At 70.4% G+C, this 22,298-nt stretch carries 17 protein-coding genes; 5 read left to right on the top strand and 12 right to left on the bottom strand.

Going from position 1 to position 22,298, the window contains the following annotated elements; genetic code table 11:
- Window positions 1-56: 56 nt before the first annotated feature.
- The 10 genes from rsgA to ACYVIO_RS26570 all read right to left on the bottom strand — a co-directional run bounded on the left by rsgA (window position 57) and on the right by ACYVIO_RS26570 (window position 13,464).
- Window positions 57-1,046 (bottom strand): ribosome small subunit-dependent GTPase A, encoded by a 990-nt coding sequence (rsgA, locus tag ACYVIO_RS26615; RefSeq protein ID WP_460653628.1) that lies wholly within the window; start codon window positions 1,044-1,046, stop codon window positions 57-59.
- 76 nt (window positions 1,047-1,122) lie between these two features.
- Window positions 1,123-2,394, bottom strand: a complete 1,272-nt coding sequence (gene aroA / locus ACYVIO_RS26610) for a 3-phosphoshikimate 1-carboxyvinyltransferase (protein WP_460653627.1) — start codon at window positions 2,392-2,394, stop codon at window positions 1,123-1,125.
- 133 nt (window positions 2,395-2,527) lie between these two features.
- Window positions 2,528-3,118: a DoxX family protein gene (locus ACYVIO_RS26605; protein ID WP_460653626.1), complete on the bottom strand. Its 591-nt coding sequence runs from the start codon at window positions 3,116-3,118 to the stop codon at window positions 2,528-2,530.
- A gap of 67 nt (window positions 3,119-3,185) precedes the next feature.
- Window positions 3,186-3,911, bottom strand: a complete 726-nt coding sequence (locus ACYVIO_RS26600; RefSeq protein WP_460653625.1) for a DsbA family oxidoreductase — start codon at window positions 3,909-3,911, stop codon at window positions 3,186-3,188.
- 78 nt (window positions 3,912-3,989) lie between these two features.
- The gene (locus tag ACYVIO_RS26595; RefSeq protein WP_460653624.1) at window positions 3,990-4,793 is read right to left on the bottom strand and encodes an alpha/beta fold hydrolase; all 804 of its coding nucleotides are present in this window, start codon (window positions 4,791-4,793) and stop codon (window positions 3,990-3,992) included.
- The gene (locus tag ACYVIO_RS26590; RefSeq protein ID WP_460653623.1) at window positions 4,790-5,500 is read right to left on the bottom strand and encodes an alpha/beta fold hydrolase; all 711 of its coding nucleotides are present in this window, start codon (window positions 5,498-5,500) and stop codon (window positions 4,790-4,792) included. The genes ACYVIO_RS26595 and ACYVIO_RS26590 overlap by 4 nt, the downstream gene beginning before the upstream one ends.
- Window positions 5,501-5,637: 137 nt before the next feature.
- Window positions 5,638-8,262 (bottom strand): ATP-binding protein, encoded by a 2,625-nt coding sequence (locus ACYVIO_RS26585; RefSeq protein WP_460653622.1) that lies wholly within the window; start codon window positions 8,260-8,262, stop codon window positions 5,638-5,640.
- Between the two features lie 15 nt (window positions 8,263-8,277).
- Window positions 8,278-9,531 carry an ArgE/DapE family deacylase gene (locus tag ACYVIO_RS26580; protein ID WP_460653621.1) on the bottom strand — a complete coding sequence of 418 codons (1,254 nt, stop codon included), beginning with the start codon at window positions 9,529-9,531 and terminating at the stop codon, window positions 8,278-8,280.
- 88 nt (window positions 9,532-9,619) lie between these two features.
- The gene (aspS, locus tag ACYVIO_RS26575) at window positions 9,620-10,909 is read right to left on the bottom strand and encodes an aspartate--tRNA(Asn) ligase (protein WP_460653620.1); all 1,290 of its coding nucleotides are present in this window, start codon (window positions 10,907-10,909) and stop codon (window positions 9,620-9,622) included.
- Window positions 10,910-11,175: 266 nt separating this feature from the next.
- Window positions 11,176-13,464 carry a sigma-70 family RNA polymerase sigma factor gene (locus tag ACYVIO_RS26570; protein ID WP_460653619.1) on the bottom strand — a complete coding sequence of 763 codons (2,289 nt, stop codon included), beginning with the start codon at window positions 13,462-13,464 and terminating at the stop codon, window positions 11,176-11,178.
- Window positions 13,465-13,700: 236 nt separating this feature from the next.
- Here ACYVIO_RS26570 and ACYVIO_RS26565 point away from each other — a divergent pair, with 236 nt between their 5' ends.
- The 5 genes from ACYVIO_RS26565 (at window position 13,701) to rsrA (ending at window position 17,249) form a co-directional block, all read left to right on the top strand.
- Window positions 13,701-14,507 carry a hypothetical protein gene (locus ACYVIO_RS26565; RefSeq protein WP_460653618.1) on the top strand — a complete coding sequence of 269 codons (807 nt, stop codon included), beginning with the start codon at window positions 13,701-13,703 and terminating at the stop codon, window positions 14,505-14,507.
- Between the two features lie 142 nt (window positions 14,508-14,649).
- A complete protein-coding gene (locus ACYVIO_RS26560) occupies window positions 14,650-15,459 on the top strand; it encodes an SOS response-associated peptidase (protein ID WP_460653617.1) in 810 nt (269 codons plus the stop codon).
- 161 nt (window positions 15,460-15,620) lie between these two features.
- Window positions 15,621-16,262 carry an alpha/beta hydrolase family protein gene (locus tag ACYVIO_RS26555; protein ID WP_460653616.1) on the top strand — a complete coding sequence of 214 codons (642 nt, stop codon included), beginning with the start codon at window positions 15,621-15,623 and terminating at the stop codon, window positions 16,260-16,262.
- A 100-nt stretch (window positions 16,263-16,362) separates the two neighbouring features.
- Complete coding sequence (locus tag ACYVIO_RS26550) at window positions 16,363-16,980, top strand: sigma-70 family RNA polymerase sigma factor (protein WP_184796693.1); 618 nt, start codon at window positions 16,363-16,365, stop codon at window positions 16,978-16,980.
- Complete coding sequence (gene rsrA / locus ACYVIO_RS26545; protein WP_460653615.1) at window positions 16,977-17,249, top strand: mycothiol system anti-sigma-R factor; 273 nt, start codon at window positions 16,977-16,979, stop codon at window positions 17,247-17,249. The genes ACYVIO_RS26550 and rsrA overlap by 4 nt, the downstream gene beginning before the upstream one ends.
- A gap of 71 nt (window positions 17,250-17,320) precedes the next feature.
- Here rsrA and ACYVIO_RS26540 read toward each other — a convergent pair whose 3' ends face one another.
- Together ACYVIO_RS26540 and ACYVIO_RS26535 are read right to left on the bottom strand one after the other, a co-directional pair.
- Entirely contained in the window at window positions 17,321-19,705 is a 2,385-nt protein-coding gene (locus tag ACYVIO_RS26540; protein WP_460653614.1) for an ATP-binding protein, read from the bottom strand.
- A complete protein-coding gene (locus tag ACYVIO_RS26535; protein ID WP_460653613.1) occupies window positions 19,702-22,131 on the bottom strand; it encodes a tetratricopeptide repeat protein in 2,430 nt (809 codons plus the stop codon). The genes ACYVIO_RS26540 and ACYVIO_RS26535 overlap by 4 nt, the downstream gene beginning before the upstream one ends.
- Window positions 22,132-22,298: the final 167 nt, after the last annotated feature.

Raw genomic sequence — 22,298 nt, 5'->3', positions numbered from 1 at the left:
CCGATGCGCATACTCGTATTCTAGCCTTAGGTAAGGCTAGCCTCACAAGATCTGTCTCAGGCGGGGTCGGGGCGGCCCTCTCGGCTGGCCAGCAGGCGGCGGAAGGAGGCTACTCGTTCGGCTTCGATGCGGCCTTCGGCTACTGCTTCGTCGAGGGCGCAGCCGGGGTCTGACTCGGAGTGGCCGCAGGCTCGGGGGCAGTTGGTGGTTTCGGCGGCCAGGTCGGCGAAGGCGTGGATGAGTTGGTCCGCTTGGACGTGGGCCAGGCCGAAGGAGCGGATGCCGGGGGTGTCCACGATCCAGCCGCCTTCGGGAAGTCGGAGGAGGAGGGCGCTGGTGGAGGTGTGGCGGCCTCGGCCGGTGTTGTCGTTGACGACGCCGATGGCTCGGTTGGTGCCGGGGACCAGGGCGTTGACGAGGGTGGACTTGCCGACGCCGGAGTGGCCGACCATGACCGACGTGTGATCGCGGAGCTGTTCCTTCAGGTCGTCGAGGTTGCCGCCTTGCTGGGTGGCGACCGACTCGACGCCTAGCGGGCGGTACGTCGAGAGGAGTGGTTCGGGGTCGGCCAGATCGGTCTTGGTGAGGCAGAGGAGCGGGCGCATGCCGGCGTCGTACGCCGCGACGAGGAAGCGGTCGATCAGCCGGGTGCGTGGCTCGGGGTTGGCGACGGAGACCACGATCACCAACTGATCCGCGTTCGCGACCAGCGGGCGCTCGACGGGATCGTCGTCGTCGGCCGAGCGGCGGAGCAGGGTGGTGCGCGGGAGGACCTCGACGATCCGGGCCAGCGTGCCTTCGTCCCCGGTCGCGTCGCCGTCGAGTTTGACGCGGTCGCCGACGATGACGCCCTTGCGGCCGAGTTGGCGGGCCTTCATCGCGGTCACGACGCGATCGCCCTCACCGACCCAGGTCGTGTACCGCCCGCGGTCGCGGGTGATCACGAACCCGGTGACAGCGTCGTCGTACGTCGGCCGGTCCTTGGTCCGCGGCCGGGTCCGGCGCTTGGGCCGGTCGTACTTGGCTTCCTCGTCGTACCGCGACATCAGGCCTCGGCCCCCGACACAGTGTCGCCCGGGTGCGCAAGGTCCGCGACCTCGGCAGGCAGTCCCACGTGCGTGCTCATCCGACCAACGCGGACCACAGCTCGGGGAACTCCGGCAGCGTCTTCGCGGTGGTGCCGATGTTCTCGATCTCGATCCCGTCGACGGCCAGTCCGACCACCGCGGCGGCGTGCGCCATCCGGTGGTCGTGGTACGTGCCGAAAAGTCCACCGTGCAAGGGCTTCGGGCGGAATTCCAGCCCGTCAGGTGTCTGAGTCACGTCGCTCCCGAGCGCGTTGAACTCGGTCTCCAGCGCCGCCAGCCGGTCCGTCTCGTGGTTGCGCAGGTGCGCGATGCCACGGAAGTACGACGGCCCGTCGGCCAGTACGGCGATCGCCGCCAGCACCGGCGACAGCTCACCGACCTCGCTCAGGTCCAGGTCGACCGCCGAGATCCGGCCGGTCCCGCGGACCGTCAGCTCACCGTCGGCCAGCGAGACCTCGGCGCCGAAGCGCGACAGCAGCTCCGGCAGCTGTCCACCCGGCTGGGTCGTCGACGTCGGCCACCCGGTCACGGTCACCGACCCGCCGGTGACAACGGCCGCGGCCAGGAAGGGCGCGGCGTTCGACAGGTCGGGCTCGATCACGGTGTCCAGCGCGCGAATCGGGCCGGGGGCAACGATCCAGCGGTTCGGCTCGCTGTCGTCGACCGCGACGCCACGCTCGCGCAGCATCGCCACCGACATGTCCAGGTGCGGCTGCGACGGCACCGGCTTGCCGTCGTGACGCAGGTCGACGCCTGCGTCGTACCGCGCACCGGCCAGCAGCAACGCGGAGACGAACTGCGACGAGCCGGACGCGTCGAGCGTGACCTCGCCGCCGCGGACCGCGCCGGAGCCGTTCACGGCGTACGGCATCCGGCCGGTGCCGTGATCGTCGATCTCGACGCCGAGCGTGCGCAGGGCGCCGAGGATGACGTTCATCGGGCGCTCACGGGCGTACGGGTCGCCGTCGAAGGAGATGATGCCGTCGGCCAGCGCGGCCACCGGCGGGACGAAACGCATCACGGTGCCGGCCAGGCCGCAGTCGACGTCAGCCGGGCCCTTGAGCGAGCCGGGCGTGACGGTGACGAGGCCGTCGCGCTCGCTGATGCCGACGCCGAGCGAGACCAGCGCGGCCTTCATCAGCGCGGTGTCGCGGGCGGCGAGCAGGCCGGAGAGAGTGGAGGGCCCGTCCGCGAGTGCGGCGAGGATCAGCGCACGGTTGCTGATCGACTTCGACCCCGGCACGGTGACCCGGCCGCTGACAGCACCGGCCGGGCGCGGTGCCGGCCAGCCCTCTGACGTCCCCATAACACTCCTCAAGCGAAACCTGATGTCGCTCAAGAGCCTAGGGCATGCCCGCCGTACGACGTCGCGCTCTGTCCACAGGGCTCTGGACAGCAGAAAACCGGCACCTGAACCAGGTGCCGGTTGTCCATAGAACTCAGATGAACGGCAGCTCGGCCCGTGCGGTCTGTGCAGCGAGCTTCGCCTCGCGACGCGCGGTCTTCGCGAGCTGCTTGGTCTCGCGCTTGGCGAGCTTCGCGCCGCGCTTGGTCTCCCGCTTGGCCGCCTTCGCGCCGTGCGACGCGCGCCAGACCAGACCCGGCTGGCCCTCGGTGTCGACCGCCGCCAGCAGGAGGCCGCCCATCAGTCCGAGGTTCTTCATGAACTGGACGCGCTGGGCCTGCTTGGCCTGCTTGTCCTTCTCCAGCCAGAACGGGTGCCCGGCCATCGTCGTCGGTACGAGTGAGGCGGCCAGCAGGCCGGCGCCGAGGCGACGGCCCTTGCCGCTCGCCAGTGCGAGGCCGCCGATCACCTGGGCGGCGCCGTTCAGGCGGACGAGGTTGGCTGTCGTGTCAGGGATTCGGTCGCCGACCTGCGGCGGGGCGACCCGCTTGACCAGCGGCACCAGGCGGTCGGTGACCGGCTGCGCCTTCGGAACCAGCGGCTCCGGGTTGCGCAGCTGGTTCGCGCCTTGCACGACGAAGAGAACGGACAGCAACGGCCTGGCCAGTGCGCGCACGACAGTCATGGCTCCTTCTTACATCGTCCGGCAAGCGATCTGGGCTCCAGGTACCCGTGTGTCTCGCGCCCAACCCTCAGATCGGGCAGCCGTCCGGGCCGCAGGCGGCGTCGTCGGTGCTGCCGGGGGTGGTGATGAGCGTCACCGGCTTGCGGTCGGCGGCGGCTCGGCGCAGCGCTTCGGTGAAGACCTCGGTCGGCTGGGCGCCGCTGACGCCGTACTTCTCGTCGATGACGAAGAACGGGACGCCGTTCGCGCCGTACGCGAGGGCCTGGGCCTGGTCGGCTGCCACTTCCTGCTCGTACGCCGTACTCGCGAGAACCTCGGCGACGCGGTCGGCCGGGAGACCGATCTCGGTGGCGAGCTGGGTGAGCGTGGCGTGGTCGCCGACCGGGAGGCCGTCGGTGAAGTACGCCTTCAGCAGGCGCTCCTTGAGCCGGGCCTGGGTGTCGGCGGGGACCTCACCCGAGGAGCCGAGCTCGCGGGCGAGGTGGAGGAGGCGGTGGGCGTCGACGGTGTTCGCGGACTTGGCGACGTCGAAGTTGAAGTCGAGGCCGACCTCGCGGGCCACGCCGGTCACGTGGTCGTTGGCCCGCAGACCCCACTCGCGGCCGCGGCCGTACTTCTCGCCGAGGCGGGTGGCGAGGTCGCGGGGGTCGTCGCTGGTGGCTTCGGGGTCGAGCTGGAAGCTGTGGTAGACGACCTCGGCCTGCTCGCCGGAGGTCGCGAGCGCTTCCTCGAGGCGGCGCTTGCCGATGTAGCACCAGGGGCAGACGACATCGGACCAGACATCAATACGCATGAACAACAACAACTACTTCACTTGAGGTGGGTATTCCCGTGGGGTGGACCTGGGACAGGTCCACCCCACGGGAGGTGTTCAGCGCGCTGCGCGTTCGATCAGGTTGGTGACTTTCTCGGGCTGGGAGAGGGCTACCAGGTGGGAGCCGTTGACCTCGATGGTGGTGGCGTGGGCTCGCTGCGCCATGAAGCGCTCGCCGGCGGGCGGGATGGCCTTGTCGCCGGTGGCGACGACGGCGTACTTGGGGAGACCCGCGGGTGCCGTCTTGAGGACCTTCTCGGCGAAGACCGCTGCCGCGACCGGGCGCTGGGAGGCGCCGAGCAGAGCGGCCTGCTTGCGGGGGAGGTCGGCGGCGAAGACCTGGCGGAAGGACTCGGGCTTCATGATCAGGTCGGCACCACCGGGGTACGTGATGAGGTTGGTGGTGTCCGGGCCGATCTGGCTGCCGGGGTACTTCGCGTTCAGGTCGCCGATGGTCTCGCCGGCCTGCGGGATGAACGCCGCGACGTACACCAGCGACTTGACCCCAGGGGTGTCGGCCAGCTGGCTGACCAGCGCACCGCCGTACGAGTGACCGACGAGCACCTTCGGACCCGGGATCCCGGCCAGTACGCCGGACAGGTACTCCGTGTCACCCGCGATGCTGCGCAGCGGCACAGCCGGTACGACGACCTTGTAGCCGTCGCGCTGGAGGCGTTCGGAGACCTCGTTCCAGCTGGAGCCGTCCGCGAACGCTCCGTGCAGCAGGACGACGGTCGGCTTCGGGCCGGAGTGACCGGCGACCTCAGCGGGACGGGCGGCGGCGGTGGTGACGCCGACGGTCAGCAGGGCGGCGGAGGCGACACCGGCGACGGTGCCGAGGAAGCGGCGACGGGTGCTCACTTGTCCGCACCTGCCTCGACCGCGCTCGCGACGAACTCGGCGACGGCCAGCGGCTGCGAGACCGCGACCGCGTGCGAACCGTCGACCTCGGTGACCTTCGCGCCGGCCCGCTCGGCCATCGCGCGCTGCGCCTCGACCGGGATCGCGTTGTCGGCGGTGGCGACCAGGAAGTAGCTCGGCAGCCGCTTCCAGCTCGCGGGGCCCGACTTCTCGTGGAAGGCGGCGCCCGCGACCGGCCGCTGCGAGCGACCCATCACCAGGGCCTGTCCGGCCGGGACGTCCGCGGCGAAGATCTTCGCGAACTTGTCCTCGGCGATGCTCAGGTAGGTCTCCTCGCCGAACTGGTGCGGCGCGAGCGAGGTGCCGAGCTCGTTGGCCGGGAAGTTGCCGAGGTACTCCAGGATGCCCTCGCCCTCGTCCAGCGCGAACGCGGTCACGTAGACCAGCGCGGTGACGTTGTCGGCGTCGTTGGCGGCCGCGGTGATCACCGCACCGCCGTACGAGTGACCGACGAGCACGACCGGGCCGTCGATCTCCCGGGCCAGCGCCGCCACCTTGCGGCCGTCGGCGGCCGCTCCGGACAGGTCGTTCGGTACGGCGATCGCCTTGATGCCGCGGTTCTCCAGCTCGGCGATCACGCCGGCCCAGCTGCCGCCGTCGGCGAAGGCGCCGTGCACCAGCAGCGCGGTGGGGTTCTTCTCGCTCATTGTCTCGTCCTCGGTTCGTGTTCGCGGTTTTCCTTGTGCCCCTAGAAAACCGCTCCGGGGTGGTTCGCCGGATCGACCGAAAACGGGAACTCTCAGCCCTCGTCAGCAGCGACGACGGGCGGGCGTGCACCCAAAACTCATGCGTTCGGGGGAGAGGTGAAGCGCTGGAGCACGAGCCGGGTGAGCTGGACGCGCGAGTTGACCTCGAGCTTGCTGAACACGTTCCGCAGATGGGTGCCGACCGTGCTGGCCGACAGCACCAGCTCCTCGGCCGCCGACCGGTTGGTGTGGCCGTCCGCGACGAGCAGCGCGACCTTGCGCTCCATCGGCGTCAGCGCCTCCCAGCCGGACTCTGGCCGTGTCGGTACGGCGGACCAGCGGCGCCGACGTACTCCTGCCGCCTGCAGCACCGCCTGCACCGGTACGGCGAACGCCGTGGCGCCGAGCTGGGTGTAGGAGTCGAGCGCACGCTCCAGCGCGGCGATGCCCGTACTGCGGTCGCCGTGCTCGAGCTCTACCCGGCCGTGCAGCTCCTCGGCTGCCGCCACGAGCAGTGGGCGCTGTCCGCTGCGCAGTTGCTCGACAGCCTCGGTCAGGGCAGTCAGGTCACGCTCGTTGGCGGCAGCAACCAGCTGGGCGGCACCGGTGGAGGCTACGGCCGGTGCAGTCGCTGCCTGGTCGGCCAAGAGCTCGGCGGCAGTCTGCGCGGTGTCGGGGGAGTGGGTAACCGCGTGGAGCAGGAGCTCCAGCCGGATCGGGTGGTCCAGCGGCGTCGCCAGGAGGCGCTGAGCCGCGGCCGAGTCACCGTCGGCCATCGCGAGCAGAGCGCGGACCGGCTCGTCGGGGACTTTACGGGCGGCGGAAAGGTCTCCCTGGAGCAGCGCGATCAGAGCGAGGACCTGGCGGGCCATCGGTTCGGTGGACGGGTCGTGGAACTCGGCGGACCAGCGGAGGCTCGCCTTAGCGGCTTCCCGCGCCGCGGGGAGGTTGCCGACAGCAAGCTCCAGCTGAGCCCGCAGTACGGCGAGCTGCGGCGCCAGCCAGGAGTCGCCGGGAAAGCCGTCGGAGACCCGCTGGAGAGCGGCGGCCGGTTCGCCTGCTTGAGCGAGGCAGAACAGCTCGGCCAGCTCGACGCGTGCCGCCGGTGGTGTGCCGACCTCGCTGGATGTCGCGGCTGAGCGCGCGGCGGCGTACGCAGCTGCAGCGTCGGCGAAGCGGCCTTCGGCTGCCGCCTCCTCGGCCTGGGCGAGCTGAAGCAGTGCGCTTGTCACCGGGTCATCTGTCTCGAAAGGCTCGGCTGCGCCGGCTAGTACTTGGTAGGCACTGAGGCGGTCTGCCAAGGGCTGTGGTGAGCCGCCGACTGTGAGGCGGGAGGTGTCCAGCGCACCGGTTGCCCACTCGTGCGGTGCCAGCAGCAGCCGGACCCGAGCAATCAGCTCAGGGGTCACCGGACCCTGGTAGAGCGGTGTCCCACCCACCAGGTCGTCAGCGAACGCCCGCGCGGCGTCGTACTGGTGGGCGACCACGAGGATCTCGACCACATCCGCACCGACCTCGCCGCGGATGGGCTGGTCGGCCGGAGTCAGCTGGAACGTCTCCTGGATCACCGACAACGCCGTGATCGACATGGTGACGAGCAGATCGCGCGCAGCCGAGCGGAGCGTGCTGATGGCGGCCAAGTCCCCGACAGCCGCTGTAGCAAGGATGTGCGGAGCAGCAGCCGAAGCGCCCTGCTCGGTCAGCAGCAGCTGGTCAGCGATCGCCGAGTGCAGCGCCCGCTGGGCAGACGGCGGCACATCAGCCAGTACGGCGGCCCGCAGCAACTCGTGCCGGAACGTCAGGTGGGCCCCGCTGTCCGCCAGCAGTCCAGCCCGGATCGCCTCGTCCAGCGGCTCAGCCAGCCGAGCAACACCCTCGGCCATCAGCGCAGCAACGTCCTGCAGCCGGAACTCGCTGCCGAAGACAGCGGCCGTCCGCAGCAGCGACCGGCACAGCTCGGTCGTCCCAGCCGTCCGTCGGCGTACGCCCTCGACCAGCCCGTCGGGCAGCGGGCCCTGCGGCGACCCGTCGGCCAGGTAGAGCCCCGCGACAACCTGCTCGACCAGAAACGGAACGCCCTGGGCGCCGCCGAGCCGGACTGTCATTGCAGCGTCGACAGGCTTGTTCAGCCGGTCCGCCGCGATCTGCAGCACCGCCTCGGTGTCCAGCGGAGCCAGCTGGATGTGGTGTACGGGGAGCTGGTCACCCAGAGCATCAACGACCTGGTCGGTGACACCGCCTGGCGCAGGACGAGTCGCCAGCAGCCACATGACCTGGGTGTCGGCCAGCCGCGAGATCACCACCCGCAGTACGAACCCAGTGAGCGGGTCGGACCACTGTGCATCGTCCAGTACCAACAGAGCGGACGTGCCCGCGAGCCGCTGACCGATGAGGTCAGCCAGTCGCTCAGCGAGCCACAGCGGCTGAGTGTTGAGCGCAGCCAGCTCCAGGAAGTGCTCGGTCCCGATCAGCGGATCCTTGCCCGCCCGGAGTGCCGGAGCGAGTGAGGAGAGCGGACTGATGTTGTCCGTCTGGTGTGCGGCCGCCGTGGCCACCACGAACCCGTGCCGCTCAGCCTGCTCGACCGCCGCGTGCACCAGAGCCGACTTCCCGATGCCCGGCTCACCAGTGACGACGGTCAGCGAAGCAGTGCCTTGGTCCGCTGCGCGCATGGCCTCCAGCAGCCGGCCCAACTCGGCCGAGCGCCCACGCAGCGGTTCCATGGCGTCTTTGTACCACTAGGCGCAGCGGCGTACGGCGAGCAGCGCGTAGACCCGCGCGCAGTGCAGCACCTCGGCCAGGGCAACGTGCTCGTTGGAGGCGTGGGCCACGCGGACATCACCGGGTCCGTACTGCAACGTCGGTACGCCGGCTGCCGCGTACTGCCGCAGGTCAGACCCGTACGGCCCACCCCTGACCTCCGGAGCACCAGCACCCGCGTCCACCACAGCCCGCAGTGTGTCGTCGAGCAGTGGGTCGCCCTCCGGCAGCAGTCCGGAGGCGAACACGCCACCGGGCCAGGTCACCTTCACCGGGTGGTCCCGCAGCCAGTCGTCCTTCTCGCAGGCGGCAGCGACTGCCTCTTCCAGAGCTGTGAGCGCGTCCTCGACCGGCTCACCCAGCCGTACGCCGTACCGGCCCTCGGCCACCAGCAGGTCGGGCACAGTGCTCGCCCAGTCGCCGGAGTGGATCGTGCCGACCGACAGGGGGTAGGCCAGGTCGAGGTGCTCGAGCAACGGATGAGGGGCACGGTTCCGCGACGCCTCCAGCTCGCGCAGCGCCGCGTGCACCAGCTCGAACTTCTCGATCGCGCTGACCCCGCTGGTCCGGGTCGAGCCGTGTGCGGCGTGCCCTGCGACCTCCAGCCGGAAGGTGAGCGAGCCGGCGTTCGCGGGGATCACCGTGCCCGCGGTCGGCTCGGCGATCACGCAGGCCGCGCCGCTGTGCCCGCGGCGCAGGGTCGCGAACGCACCGAGCCCGCCGTCCTCCTCGCCGACCACCGTGTGCACGGCCAGCGGCCGCCGCAACTCGATGCCCGAAGCAACAACCGCGCGCACCGCGCCGAGGAACGCCGCGATCCCGCTCTTCATGTCGCAGGTCCCACGGCCCCACATGATGCCGTCGCTGACCCGCGCCGAGTACGGGTCGCCGTCCGGCCACTGGGTCAGATCACCCGGCGGTACGACGTCCACGTGCCCGTTGAAGATCAGCCCCGGCACGCCCTCACCGAGCGTCCCCACGCAGCCCCACGCGTCACTGCGCGGAACTTCCATCCCCGGGAACGCAGGATCCGAGGTCACCGCCGGCAGATCCAGCTGCCAGTGGTCCACCGTCATCCCGAGCCCGTCCAGCCGCCCGGCAACCCACTCCTGGGCCACGTTCTCCTCGGCGGTCCCGTCCACACTCGGGATCCGCACCAGCTCCCGCAGCTCCTCGACGATCAGGTCGTCGTCCAGCGCCGCCAGCACCGCCCGCTCCACGTCAGCACTCATGGCGCACATCATGCACCGACCAAGCCGCCCACCACCTCTCGAGTACCAGCTACCTGTCGAGAGGTGATGGGCGACGCGTGGAGCTAGCTCACGGAGTGAGCCGGTGTAGGTCCCGCGGGAACAGCGTGACCTCCCGGACGTTCTCCGCACCGGTCAGACGGGCCACGAAGCGCTCCAGCCCGATGGCGAAGCCTCCGTGCGGCGGCATGCCGTGCTGGAACGCCTGCAGGTAGGAGCTGTACGCCGGTGCCTCGGCGGACTCGCCCTTGGCCTCCAGCGCGGCCACGTAGTCGCTGTAGCGGTGTAGACGCTGCCCACCGGTGACCAGCTCGACCCCACGGAACAGCAGGTCGAACGAGTTCGACCAGGTGGGGTCCGACGGCTGCGGATGCGTGTAGAACGGCCGCTTCACCATCGGGTAGCCCTCGACGGCCACGAAGTCGCTGCCGTGCTCCTTCAGCGCCCACTCGCCGAGAGCCCGCTCGTCGGCAGGCGACAGGTCGGGCTCACTCGGGTCCGCTCCTGCCAGCTTGAGCGCCTCCGAGAAGTGCAGCACCGGTACGTCGACCGGGATCTCCGGCAGCTCCACCCCGATCCGCTCCAGCGCCGTACCGGCTCTGGACCCGACTGACGCGAGCATGCCCGCCAGTACGTCGCGCAGCACGGCCAGTACGTCGCGGTGGTCGCCGATGAAGCCGAACTCCGCGTCCAGCGACACGTACTCGGCCAGGTGCCGGACGGTGTCGTGCGGCTCGGCCCGGAACACCGGACCGACCTCGTAGACCCGCTCGAACACGCCGACCATCGTCTGCTTGTAGAACTGCGGCGACTGCGCCAGGTACGCCGGACCGCCGAAGTAGTCGAGCGCGAACACGTTGGCGCCCGACTCGGTAGCCGTACCGACGATCTTCGGCGTCTGGATCTCGGTGAAGTCCAGACCGTCCAGCGTGCTGCGGAACCCGTGCAGCGCGGCCGCAGCAACCTCCCAGCCGGCCCGGACCGCCGGGTGGCGCAGGGCCACCGGTGCGTTGTCCAGCAGGACCGGCAGACCAGCACCGACCGTGGGACGCCACAGCTCGATCGGCGGCGTCTTGGCCGGTTCGGTCAGCGGGACGATCACTGGGTCGACCAGCTCGGCCCCACCGGGCGCCTGCGGGTTGGCGGCGACCGTACCGGTCACCTGGACGACGGTCTCCTCACCGAGTCCGTCCAGCTGGGCCTGGGTCTGCGGTGCCTTGACGACGACCTGGCTCAGGCCGGACCGGTCCCGCAGGACCAGGAAGCTGACCGCTGCCAGCCGTCGTCTTCGGTGCACCCAGCCGGCCACCGTGACGGTCTGGCCTACTGCTGAGGGGATCTCGTGGTTGAGAATGCGCATCGCTGTTTCACCTCCGTCGGATTACTCGAACCCCGGAGGTGTGGGCGAAGGGGAACTCGCGGTGCCACCACACCTTCACCGGCCTGGTCTGCCCAGTCCGGCCTCTTGCTCGTGCATTCGCTCGGGAGTGTCTTCACGACCGGGCCTGTGCGTCGCCTTCGCAGCTACCGGCGACTCTCTGAAGCACAGGTGTCCGGCGCTACTCGGTTCCGTCAGCGCGAACGTGGTCCAGCGTAGAGCCCGGCAGGGACGACGCCAAACCGGTTTCAGCGCTTGCTGTGCGGAGTCGGCGGGATCTGTGCGGTGTCGGTGTCGTACCGGCCCGGTGTGACCGCCTTGACGGTGATCTGGTTCTTGATCCCGGAGCCCGGCCACGCGGCCCACTCGGTGTTCAGGAACTTCGTGTAGTGGTCCGTCGAACAGGTCGCCCGCCGTACGTCGGTCGAGCGCGAGCAGGTCCAGCCCTTGGAGATGTAGCTGACCAGACTGACGTTCTTGCCCCAGGAGATCTCCAGCGTGACCGGACCGGTCGTGCCGCTCAGGTCCAGGAACCTGTTGTAGACGAACGGGTTCGGGTCGTCGTGCGGGTCCGGGGTGAGGATCCGCAGCAGCGACTCGTCCAGCCGGACCGGTGCCAGCGTCTCGGAGTCGGTGTCGTGCAGCAGCCCGGCCGTCGCGGTCACCGTGTACGTGCGGGCCGCAGCAGACCCACCGTCCGGTACGGCGAAGTCGGCGGGCAGTGGAGCCGGCTTGGTCGGCGTGGTCGACGTACAGGTCCTGGCGGCCTGGATGCACTTCCAGCCGGTCGGGTTGGCGGCCAGCGGCCACTCCAGCGACGCGCCGTACGTGAGCTTCAGCGTGACGCCGGTCCGGTCGGTGCCGGGGGCCACGGTGATCGTGCGGAAGTAGCGGTCCGGGTCGGTCTTGCGGACGGCCAGCTTCAGCAGGCTCTCGTCGAGGCGCGGGGGAGCGGTCAGCGTCGCGGAGTCGTCGTCGTACAGACGGCCGGATTTGCCGGAGACGGTGAACGTCCGGTCGGCCACGGCGCCGCCGGTGGGCTCGGTGAAGACCATCGGGAGCGTCGGAGGGGCCGCCGGGTCGACGGCCGTGCAGCTACCGCTCTTGCCGTCGGCGGCCTTGGTGCAGGTCCAGCCGGCCGGGTTGCCGGTCAGCGGCCACTGCAGGGCGTTGCCGAACTTGATGCCGATGACGACCGGGTTGGTGTTGTTCGCCGGGACCTTGATGGAGACCGTCGCGCGCAGCCCGGCCTCTCGCTCGGCCACGCTCCGCGTCCACGGCCCGTACGCCGCTGGGCTGCCCCCGCCAGGGCCTCCGGTAGAGGGGCTGCCGCCGCCGGTGGGCAGGCTGATGGTCAGCAGGCCCTCGTCCAGGATCGGTGTGGTCGGCTCCGGCGGTGTCGGCCGCGGAGTGGTCGGCTGGCTCGTCGGCGCGGTGGTGGGCGCCGTGGTCGGGTCCGGCTGCGTCGGCTCGGGCTGAGTCGGCTCCGGTTGCGTCGGCTGGGTCTCCGGCGGCTTCTGCGTCGGCGGCTTGACCGTCGGGGGCACGGGCGGCGGGGGAGGCGGCGGCGGCTGCTGGGTCGGCTGGGCAGACGGCTGATCGATCGCGGCCGGCGGCGTCTCACCACCGGTCAGTGCGAGCGCGGCCATCACCGCGGCCACCACGACCACGACCGCCCCGCCGGCGCTGAGCGCCGTACGGGTGCTGTTCTCGGTGGCCTTCTGCCAGCCGGCGGCGAAGAACCCGACCAGTCCGACCTTGACGCCCGAGGCGGCGGCCAGGTAGCCCAGGCCGGCCGTGCCCAGCAGGGCCGGAGCGAGCAGTGCCGGGAGTGCGCTGTTGACCTCGACCAGCTCGAGGTAGACCGCGGTGCACTTGGCACAGTCGTCCAGGTGCTCGCGGACGTTCCGGTTCTCGCGCTTGGTGAGGCCGCCGCGGACGTAGGCGCCCAGGCGCTCGGTGGTCCAGCGGCAGCGGTCCCCGGCGACGTCGGCCAGGTGCTGCTGCAGGTATGCCTGCCGCAGACCCTCGCGGGCCCGGTAGGCCAGTGCGGAGACGCCGTTGGCGGTCAGGCCGAGCAGGGGAGCGATGGCCGCGGGCTTCTCGCCCTCGACCTCGGTGTGCCACAGCACGGCCTGCCAGCGCTCAGGCAGCGAGGCGAACGCCTTCGCCGCCGCGCCGCTCTCGAAGCCGGTCACCGTCGGGTCGTCGAACCCCTGCGGTTCCCGCTCGTACGCCGCGATGTCGTCGGTGGAGGTGACCTTGCGGCCGGCGCGGATCCGGTCGACGTGCACCCGGCGGACCGTGGTCAGCAGGTACGCGCGGAAGGAGACGTCCGGGCCGCCGCCGTTGCGCAGGGCATCGAGCACCTTGGCGAAGGCGTCGCTGGCCAGGTCGTCGGCGTCGTTGGCGGGGACCAGCTGCCGGGCCATCCGCTCGGCCGCGTGGTGGTGCCGCGCGAACAACTCGCCGTACGCCTCGAGGTCGCCCGAACGCACGCGCGCGATCAGCTCCGCGTCGCTCGGTACTTCCTCCATCGAGGCTGCTCCCCCTGCTGTCATTGCGTGGTCACCGTCTGTCACTTAGTTGCCGAGGTCAAGACTCCCAGATGGGAAGGATCGGCGCACCTTTCCTGACGACGGCGACCGGTCCGAGGTTACGAGAAAAAAGTTCTGAAATCTGCGTCATGAACCCGTCATCGCACTGTCTCTTCCTCAGAACGACGCTTCCGGCCACCTGGTCGGGAGGCTGAAGGACTGCGTTGAGGAGGGTCATGTCGCTGTACGCGGACATCCGCCGGCGGTTCGACTCGCTGCGTGGTCCGAACCTGGCGGGGTCGCTCGCCCGGGACCGGCCGGAAGCGTCGTCAGCAGAGCAACCGTGCGGAAGGAGGGAGCCGCACGGCACAGCTGGTCTCGACCGGAGTGCCTACCTCGCGATTGCGGAGGCGCTCCAGGACGGGGCCGACGTCGTGCCTGCGAGCGACGAGGTCGGACGCCGTTTGGCGGCCGACGGAGTCTCGCTGCTCGAGGCACTCGATGGGCTGAGTGCGTTGTACCGCTCGATCGCCGGGGGCGAGCCGGCTTTCGCCGCGGTACGCGCACTCAGTTCCAGCTGGGCCGAAGCATCCCTCATCTACCTGCACTCACTGAGTTGCGAGGACCCGCTGACCGGGCTGTCCAGCCTGGCGCACCTGCGGTCCCGCCTCGGCGAGATCTACCGGGAGGCCGATCTCCGTGGAACTTCCGTACCAGCGACCCACGCACTGGTGGTGGTCGAGCCGCTCACCGCGCCCGGCACCACGCCGTTCGACCGCGAGCTCCGGCTCGTCGACGTCGCGGAGTGCCTGCGGATCGTCTTCGCCGGCGGTGACGTACTGGGTCGCCTCGGCACACACCGCGCGGCGGCGCTCGTCGATCGCGAGCCGAACCTGCCGGACCAGGTCGCGACGGTCCGAGCGCTGATCACCCAGTGGCGGCTGGACACCGACGAGCCGCAGCTGGCCCGGATCTGGATCGAAGGCCTGCCGGCCACTGATGCGATGGCTGTGCGGCTGCTCGACGAACTGACACGGAGCTAGAGCTTGCGCCCGGACGTCAACAGGGGGATGCCCGGGCGCATCGAGCAGGCGGTGGATCGCCTATCACGGGGTAGGCGATCCACCGCCGCCGCGCGTTCCGTCGTACGGCGAACTGTCGGTGCCGGTCGATAAGCTGACCTCCATGTGTGGTCGTTACGCGAGCAGCCGGGACCCCTCCGACCTGGTGGTCGAGTTCGAGATCGCCGCGGGCAACGTGAAGGAGTCCGTGCAGGAGCTGCCGGACAACTTCAACGTGGCGCCGACCGACCCGGTGATCGCCGTGGTCGAGCGGAAGAACCGTGAGCAGCCCGACGAGGTCGTGCGCAAGCTGACCACGGTCAAGTGGGGGCTGGTGCCGTCCTGGGCCAAGGACACCTCGATCGGCAGCCGGCTGATCAACGCCCGGATGGAGACCGTCGCCGAGAAGCCCGCCTTCAAGAAGGCGTTCGCGACCCGGCGCTGCCTGCTGCCCGCCGACGGGTACTACGAGTGGTACGAGACCGAGCAGAAGAAGAACGGCAAGCCGGTCAAGCAGCCGTACTTCATCCGCCCGGCCGACGGCGGCGTGCTCGCGATGGCCGGGCTGTACGAGATCTGGCGCGACAGGTCGGTCGCCGACGCCGACTCCGACGCGGCCTGGCTGTGGACCTGCACGGTGCTCACCACCTCGGCGACCGACGACCTGGGCCAGATCCACGACCGGATGCCACTGCTGGTCGAGCGCGACCGGTACGACGCGTGGCTCGACCCGCATTCGTCCGACCCCGACGAGCTGCTGGAACTGCTTGTTCCCGCGGCGCCTGGGCGGCTGGAGGCGTACGCCGTGTCGAAGGCGGTCAGCTCGGTGAAGAACAACGGTCCGCACCTGGTCGACCCGCTGCCCCCGGACGGCGAGGACCCGGCCGACCAGCCCGGCCCGCCGACCCAGGCCGAGGACAACCCGCTGTTCTGACCGCCGCTCCCCGTCCGCCGCCGTGCGTCCCCCTCGTTGGGCAGCGAGCGCTCCGCTCGGCGACTGCTTGTTCTGACCTGGTGGGTGTATTCGGCCGGCGTACCGAAGTGTCGGGCCGCGCCGGGTGTGGCCGACGGTGGTCGGGGCGCAGGAGTGACAGGATGAGCCCCGTGACCGACGAACGGATTGTGGCGACGCCGCACGGTGAGGCGCGGATCGTGGCGCACCGGGCCCGGCGGCCGGTGGCGACCCTGGCTCTCGGTCACGGCGCCGGAGGCGGGATCGAGGCCGGGGACCTGACCGCGCTCGCGGCCCGGCTGCCGAAGCAGGACATCAACGTGTTCCTGATCGAGCAGCCCTGGCGCCGGGCCGGGCGCAAGCTCGCGCCGGCGCCGAAGATCCTGGACGAGTCGTGGATCGCGATCATCGGCCAGCTCCGGATCCGCACGCCTTTGGTGCTGGGCGGCCGGTCCGCCGGCGCGCGGGTGGCCTGCCGTACGGCGACCGGGCTGGGCGCTTCCGGCGTACTGGCGCTGTCGTTCCCGCTGCACCCGCCGGGCAAGCCGGACAAGACACGCGTCGACGAGCTCCAGGCGGCCGGGCTGCCGACGCTCGTCGTACAGGGGGAGAAGGACCCGTTCGGTACGCCGGAGGAGTTCCCGCCGCTGACCGAGATGGCCGTCGTACCGGACGCCGACCACAGCTTCAAGGTGCCGAAACGGGCCGAACTGACGCAGGCCGAGTCCTACGAAGTCCTGGTCGAAGCGGTCTTCGAATGGGTGTCCCGGGAAGTCTCCGGCTGACGGGAATGACCCGCTCGCGGGGTGTGTTCTACCAGACATGACGGTAACGAGCCTGGACAGAGCGCGGAGTTCTGGCGTCGCCCCGGTATTCTCGATCACGATGCCGACTCCGACGACCACCGAGACTCCCGAGCAGCGGACCGAGCGCTTCGAGCGCGAGGCGCTGCCTTTCCTCGACCAGATGTACGCCGCGGCGATGCGGATGACCCGTAATCCGGCCGACGCCGAGGACCTGGTCCAGGACACCTTCGCGAAGGCGTACAGCTCGTTCCACCAGTTCACGCCCGGCACCAACCTGAAGGCGTGGCTGTACCGGATCCTGACCAACACCTTCATCAACGGCTACCGCAAGCGACAGCGTCAACCCACGCAGTCGCCGACCGAGGAGATCGAGGACTGGCAGCTGACCGCTGCCGAGTCGCACACTCCCGGCGGCCTGAAGTCGGCCGAAGCGGTCGCACTGGAGCACCTGCCCGACTCCGACGTGAAGTCGGCCCTGCAGTCGATCCCGGAGGACTTCCGCCTGGCGGTCTACCTGGCCGACGTCGAGGGGTTTGCTTACAAGGAGATCGCGGAGATCATGGGGACTCCGGTCGGCACCGTGATGTCACGGCTGCACCGCGGCCGGCGCCAGCTGCGCGAGCTGCTGGCCGACTACGCCCGGGACCGCGGCCTGATCCCCGCGGCCGACAGCGCAGAGACCGAGGAGGAGTCGTGAGCTGCGGCGAGCACCACGACGTCGACTGCAGCGAGATCCTGCAGCGCGTGTACGTCTTCATCGACAACGAGCTCGAAGACGCCAGCAGCGACGAGATCCGCACCCACCTGGAAGAGTGCGCTCCCTGCCTCGACCAGTACGACCTCGAACGCTGCATCAAGAAACTGGTCCACCGCTCCTGCGGCGACGACCAGGCCCCCGACGCCCTCCGCGCCAAGATCCTCCTCCGCCTGACCGAAGTCCGAGTAGAAACCACCACCCCGGACTGACCCAGGCCCCGCACCACCACCGACCGCTGCACCTCCTGGTGCGGCGGTCGTTGTGTTTCCCGGTACGGCGTTCAGCCGTCCAGCAACTTCCGCAGACCCTCCGCGGCCTGCGGAAGGTTGTCCGCCTCGAAGATCCTGATCGCCCGCCGCCGCAGCCCATCGGCCTCGGCATGGTTGCCGTCGGCCTCTTCCGCGGCCGCCAGTACGCCGAGCACGTTCGCCTGCCGAAAGGTGTCGTTGGTGCTCTCGGCCTGCTGAAGCGCTTCCCGAGCAGATTCGCGTGCCTCGCTCGAACGTCCCAACGCGGTCTGCGCCTTGGCGAGGAACTCCAGCGCGGCCGCGAGCCCGGTCGGCTGGTTGAGCGACCGGAAGTGGTCCCGAGCCACCAGGAGATGGTCGACCGCCTGCTGGTGGTCGCCGCGGTCGAGGTAGCTCGCGGCGGCGAGGACCCGGCGGCGCGCTTCGAGCGACCGGCTGCCCTCCGTCAGCCCGAAGCCTGTCGAGAAGGCGGCCGCGGCTTCCTCGGTTCGCCCGACCCGGTTGTAGAGCCGGCCCAGGGCCATGTGGCTGGTGCCGAGGATCTGGGTGTTCCCGACCTGGGTGGCCAGCGCCAGGCCGCGCTCACCCCACTCGATCGCCTCGCTCACGAGGTCGAGCCGTTCGTGGATGTAACTGAGGTCGGCGGCACACCGCGCCAGCGCGATCGGATCACCGGCGTGCTCGAACAGCCTGAAGGCGCGCAGCATCCGCGCCCGACAGTCCGCGAAGTCGCCCTGCTCGACCTCGGGAATCGCGCGGTCGTGCTCCAGCCAGCCGGTGGTCACCGGATCCCGTGCCGGGTCGGCGGCCTCCAAGCCGAGGTCGAAGACCACCCGCATCGTGCTCCAGTCCGCGCGGCCCTCCAGATAGCCGAACAGGCCGAGCGCGAGCAGCGGCCCGAACCGCTGCTGCAGGCTCGGGACCGATCGGCTGCGGCGGTACAGGTCGATCATCGAGTCGATCTCCGCGTCGACCCAGCCGAGCGCGGCGGCCAGGTCCTCGAACTCCGGGACCCCGGCCTCGTCCAGGTGTTCGGCCGGTTCGCGAGTGCTCCAGGGATGCGTGATGTGCTGCACCCGCCAGGCCGCGGCCGCGTAGAACATCAGGCCGCGCTCGATGGCCTGGTCGCGTTCTGTACGACGTACGGGCACACCGAGGCGCTCACCGGCGTACGTCCGCAGGAGATCGTGAACGCGGTACCGGCGAGGGCCGAGCGAGTCGAGCAGATGCAGGTCGACCAGTCGCTCCAGCAGCCGCTCGGTCTCGGCGGCGTCGCGCTCGATCAGCCGAGAGGCCAACGGCAACGAGATCTCCGTGGTCTCGGTCAGGCTGAGCAGGTCGAACATCCTGGCCGCGTCGCGATCGGCCGGCTGCGCATCGGCGAGCAGTTGGTCCAGCGAACCGGTGAAACTCGCGCGGACCCCGGTGTGGTCGAGCCCGAGCTCGTCCAGCCGGCGATGCTCGTCGGCGAGCTGCTCGGCGACATCCTCGAGGTGCCAGTGCGGTCGCGCGCCCAACCGGGCGCCGACCAGCCGCAGGGCGAGCGGGAGGTGGCCGGTCAGCTCGGCGATCCTCAGCGCGGTCTTGCTCTCGGCGGCAACGCGTTGCTCGCCGGCCAGCCTCGACAGCAGGGCCACTGCATCGTCGTCGGTGAACGGCGACAGTCTGACGATCAGGTTGCCCGGCAACGTCGCCAGGAACCGCCGGCTGGTCACGATGGTCGCGCAGTGCGGATCGCCCGGCAGTAAGGGCGCCACTTGGCTGACCGAGTTCGCGTCGTCCAGCAGGACGAGCATCCTGCGGCCGGCCAACCGGGACCGGTACATCGTCGCCATCTCGTCGACGTTGCTGGGGATCGCGTCGTGCCGTACGTCCAGCGAGCGAAGCAGTTGGCCGAGTGCCTCGGCGGGCGTGAGCGCGGCGCCCTCGTCGTAGCCGCGGAGCTTCACGTACAGCTGGCCGTCGGGGAAGTGGTCGGCGGTGAGATGGCCTGCGTGGACAGCGAGGGCGGTCTTGCCGACGCCGCCCATGCCGGTGACGGTGACCAGTGGGCTCGCGCTGCCGCCGGTGCGGAGGGCGGACAGTACGGCGGTGAGCTCCGCGGTGCGGGCGGTGAAGTCGGCAACGGTCGGTGGGAGCTGCCAGGGGACGCTGGTCGCAGCGGGAGCAGTTGGCAGCGGTTGCGTCGGCGCGGGCCGCACCTGGGCTGCGGTGAGCAACGCTTCGGCGTCCTCGGGCTGCAGCTTCAGCGCGGTGACCAGGGCGTGCACCGTTTCGCGACGCGGGCGGTTGCGGAGGCCTCGTTCGAGGAGGCTGATGGCTTGTTCGCTGACGCCGGCGAGCTCGGCGAGGTGGGACTGTGTGAGGTCGGCGGCGAGGCGGTAGGTGCGGAGGAGGTGACCGAAGGTAGGGGTCACGACGGGCTCGGCGGTGCTGGTTCGACGGATTTGAGGAGGGTTAGGGCGGTGGCTTCTTCGTGGTGGGGTGGGGAGTGCAGTAGCGAGGCGGCGTGTTGCCAGTGGGTGCGGGCCTGGTCGACATCGTTGGCGGCTTGGGCGAGTTTGCCTAGTTCGATCAGCAGCTCGCCTTCGCGCTGGAGGTTGTTGTAGGCACGGGCGAAGCGGAGGCCGGTGTCGACGTGCGTTCGTGCTGTGGCGAGGTCGCCGCGGGCCAGGTAGAGGGCGGCGAGGTCGCGGTGGCTTTCGGACTGGCCTTGCTCGTCGGCGACCTGTTGGTAGACCTCGATGCTCTTGGTCAGGAACTCGAGGGCCTGGTCGGTGTGGCCGGCGCGGGCGTAGGACTGGCCGGCGACCTGGTACCGCTTGGCGATCGATCGGGTGCTGCCGTTCATGGTGGCCAGGGCGATCGCGCGGACGAAGGCGCGGTCGGCCTGCACCTCGGCGCCGCGGCGGTGGTAAAGGGTGCCGAGCGCAACGTAGCTGACGCCTTCGAGGTTCTCGTCGCCGAGCTCCTGGCTCAGGGTGAGGGCCTCTTCAGCCAGCACGACCGCCTCGTCCAGCTGGCCGAGCTGCTCGAGGATGTGGCTCAGGGACGTCGAGCAGCGGGCCTGGCCGGCCACGTCGCCGATGGCCTGGAACTTCAGCAAGCTTCGTCGCAGATGGATCAGCGACTCCGTCAGCTGACCGTGCTCGGCGTCCGGGATCGCCAGGTCGTGCTCCAGCCAAGCCGCGAGGCGGCCGAAGCCCTGCTCCTCGGCGATCTCCAGGCCGGCCCGGCAGAGCGTACGCATGCCGCCCCACAACGTCCGGTGCTCGTGGTACCCGAACAGGGCCATCGCGAGCTCGGGGATCAACGGGCGGAGAGCCGGCGTACGACGTGCCTGCTGGAACGCCTCGGTGATGCTCGCCCGTTCGTCGTCGATCCACTGCAGGGCCGCGTTGACGTCGGTCTGCGCGGGCGCCGTACGGAGGCTGTCGCCGGCCAGCGTCAGACGCTGACTGGCGCCGTGCGTCAACTGCTGGCAGCGCCAGGCCATCCCGGTGTAGAAGGTCAGGACGCGGGCGAGCGCGTCGGCTCGGGCGCCGTCGGACAGGACCTGGTACGCGCGTTCGCGGGCGTAGGCACGGATGAGGTCGTGCAGCCGGTAGTGCCCGGGGCCGAGCGAGATCAGCAGGTTGAGGTCGACCAGCCGCTCCAGCATCTGCTCGGTGTCGTCCTCGCTCTCGTCGAGCAGCCGGGCCGTGCTCGACGTGATCAGCTCGCTGCCGTTGGGCAGGCCGAGCAGGTCGAGTGCCGCGGCCGCGCGACGGTCGAGGGCGTCGTCGCTGCCGGCCAGGAACTCGACCGAAGCGGCGATGTTGGACCGGACGCCGGACTGGCCGGTGCCGAGCTCGTCGAGCCGACGCCGTTCGTCCTGGAGCTGGTTCACGACGTGCTCGACAGGCCAGCTCGGCCTGGCCGCGAGCCGAGCACCGATCAGCCGTACGGCGAGAGGCAGCCGCCCGGTCAGCTGGGCGATCGCGCGGGCCGCGGGTGCTTCGGCGCCGATGCGTTCGTCGCCGGCAATCCTGCTCAGCAAGGTGAACGAGTCCTGCTCCGACAACGGCTCCAGACTCACCTGGAAGAAGCCGGGCAAGGCTGTCAGACCGCGGCGGCTCGTCACCAGCACCCCAGTGCCCGGTACGCCGGGCAGCAACGGCCTGATCTGCGCGGCACCGTTCGCGTTGTCGAGCAGCACCAGCACGCGCCGTCCGGCGATCCGCGACCGGTAGAGCGCGGCGGCCTCCTCAGTCCCCTCGGGGATCGTGATGGCGTCGATCCCGAGCGAGCGCAGCAGATGGCTGATCGCCTCGGCCGGCTGGACGGGCTCACCCGGGCCGTAGCCGCGCAGGTCCAGGTACAGATGGCCGTCCGGGTAGGAGTCGGCGGTCAGGTGGGCTACGTGGATCGCCAGCGAGGTCTTGCCGACGCCGCCCATGCCAGTGACGGCCGCCATCCGAACGGTGCCTGCGGCATCTTTGGTCAGGACGTCCGACAGAGCCTCGACCTCGGCCGCACGGCCCGTGAAGTCGGCCAGGGTCGGCGGCAGTTGCCGTGGTACGGCGGAAGTCGGCTCGGCATGACCGGGCGCCGGTGCGGGCGCGGCACGACCGACCTGCCCGCGGGCCGCGCGGCTCAGCGTGTCCTCGTCGGAGGGATCCAGCGCGAGCGCCTCGGCCAGGGCGTGCACCGTACTCGGGCGGGGACGACGGCGGGTGCCACGCTCCAGCAGGCTGACGGCCTGCTCGCTCAGCCCGGCCTTCTCGGCGAGCGCTCCCTGGGTGAGGTTGGCGGCGATCCGGAACTCGCGCAGCAGGTCGCCGAGCGTCGGTTCGGATGCCAAGTCTGTCCACCTCCCGGTCGCGCCCCGCGGTCCGCGGTATACAACCGCGATCGACAGACCTCACTGTAGGAGCCGGGACCGACGTCGCGCCGACGTCGTCCACAGGGCCGCACCGGCGCCCCGGGATCTGGACGCGACTCTAAACAGCTGTTTGAATTATAGCGTTC

The organism is Kribbella endophytica (assembly GCF_054781295.1).
This window is presented reverse-complemented; position numbering and strand designations above follow the sequence as displayed.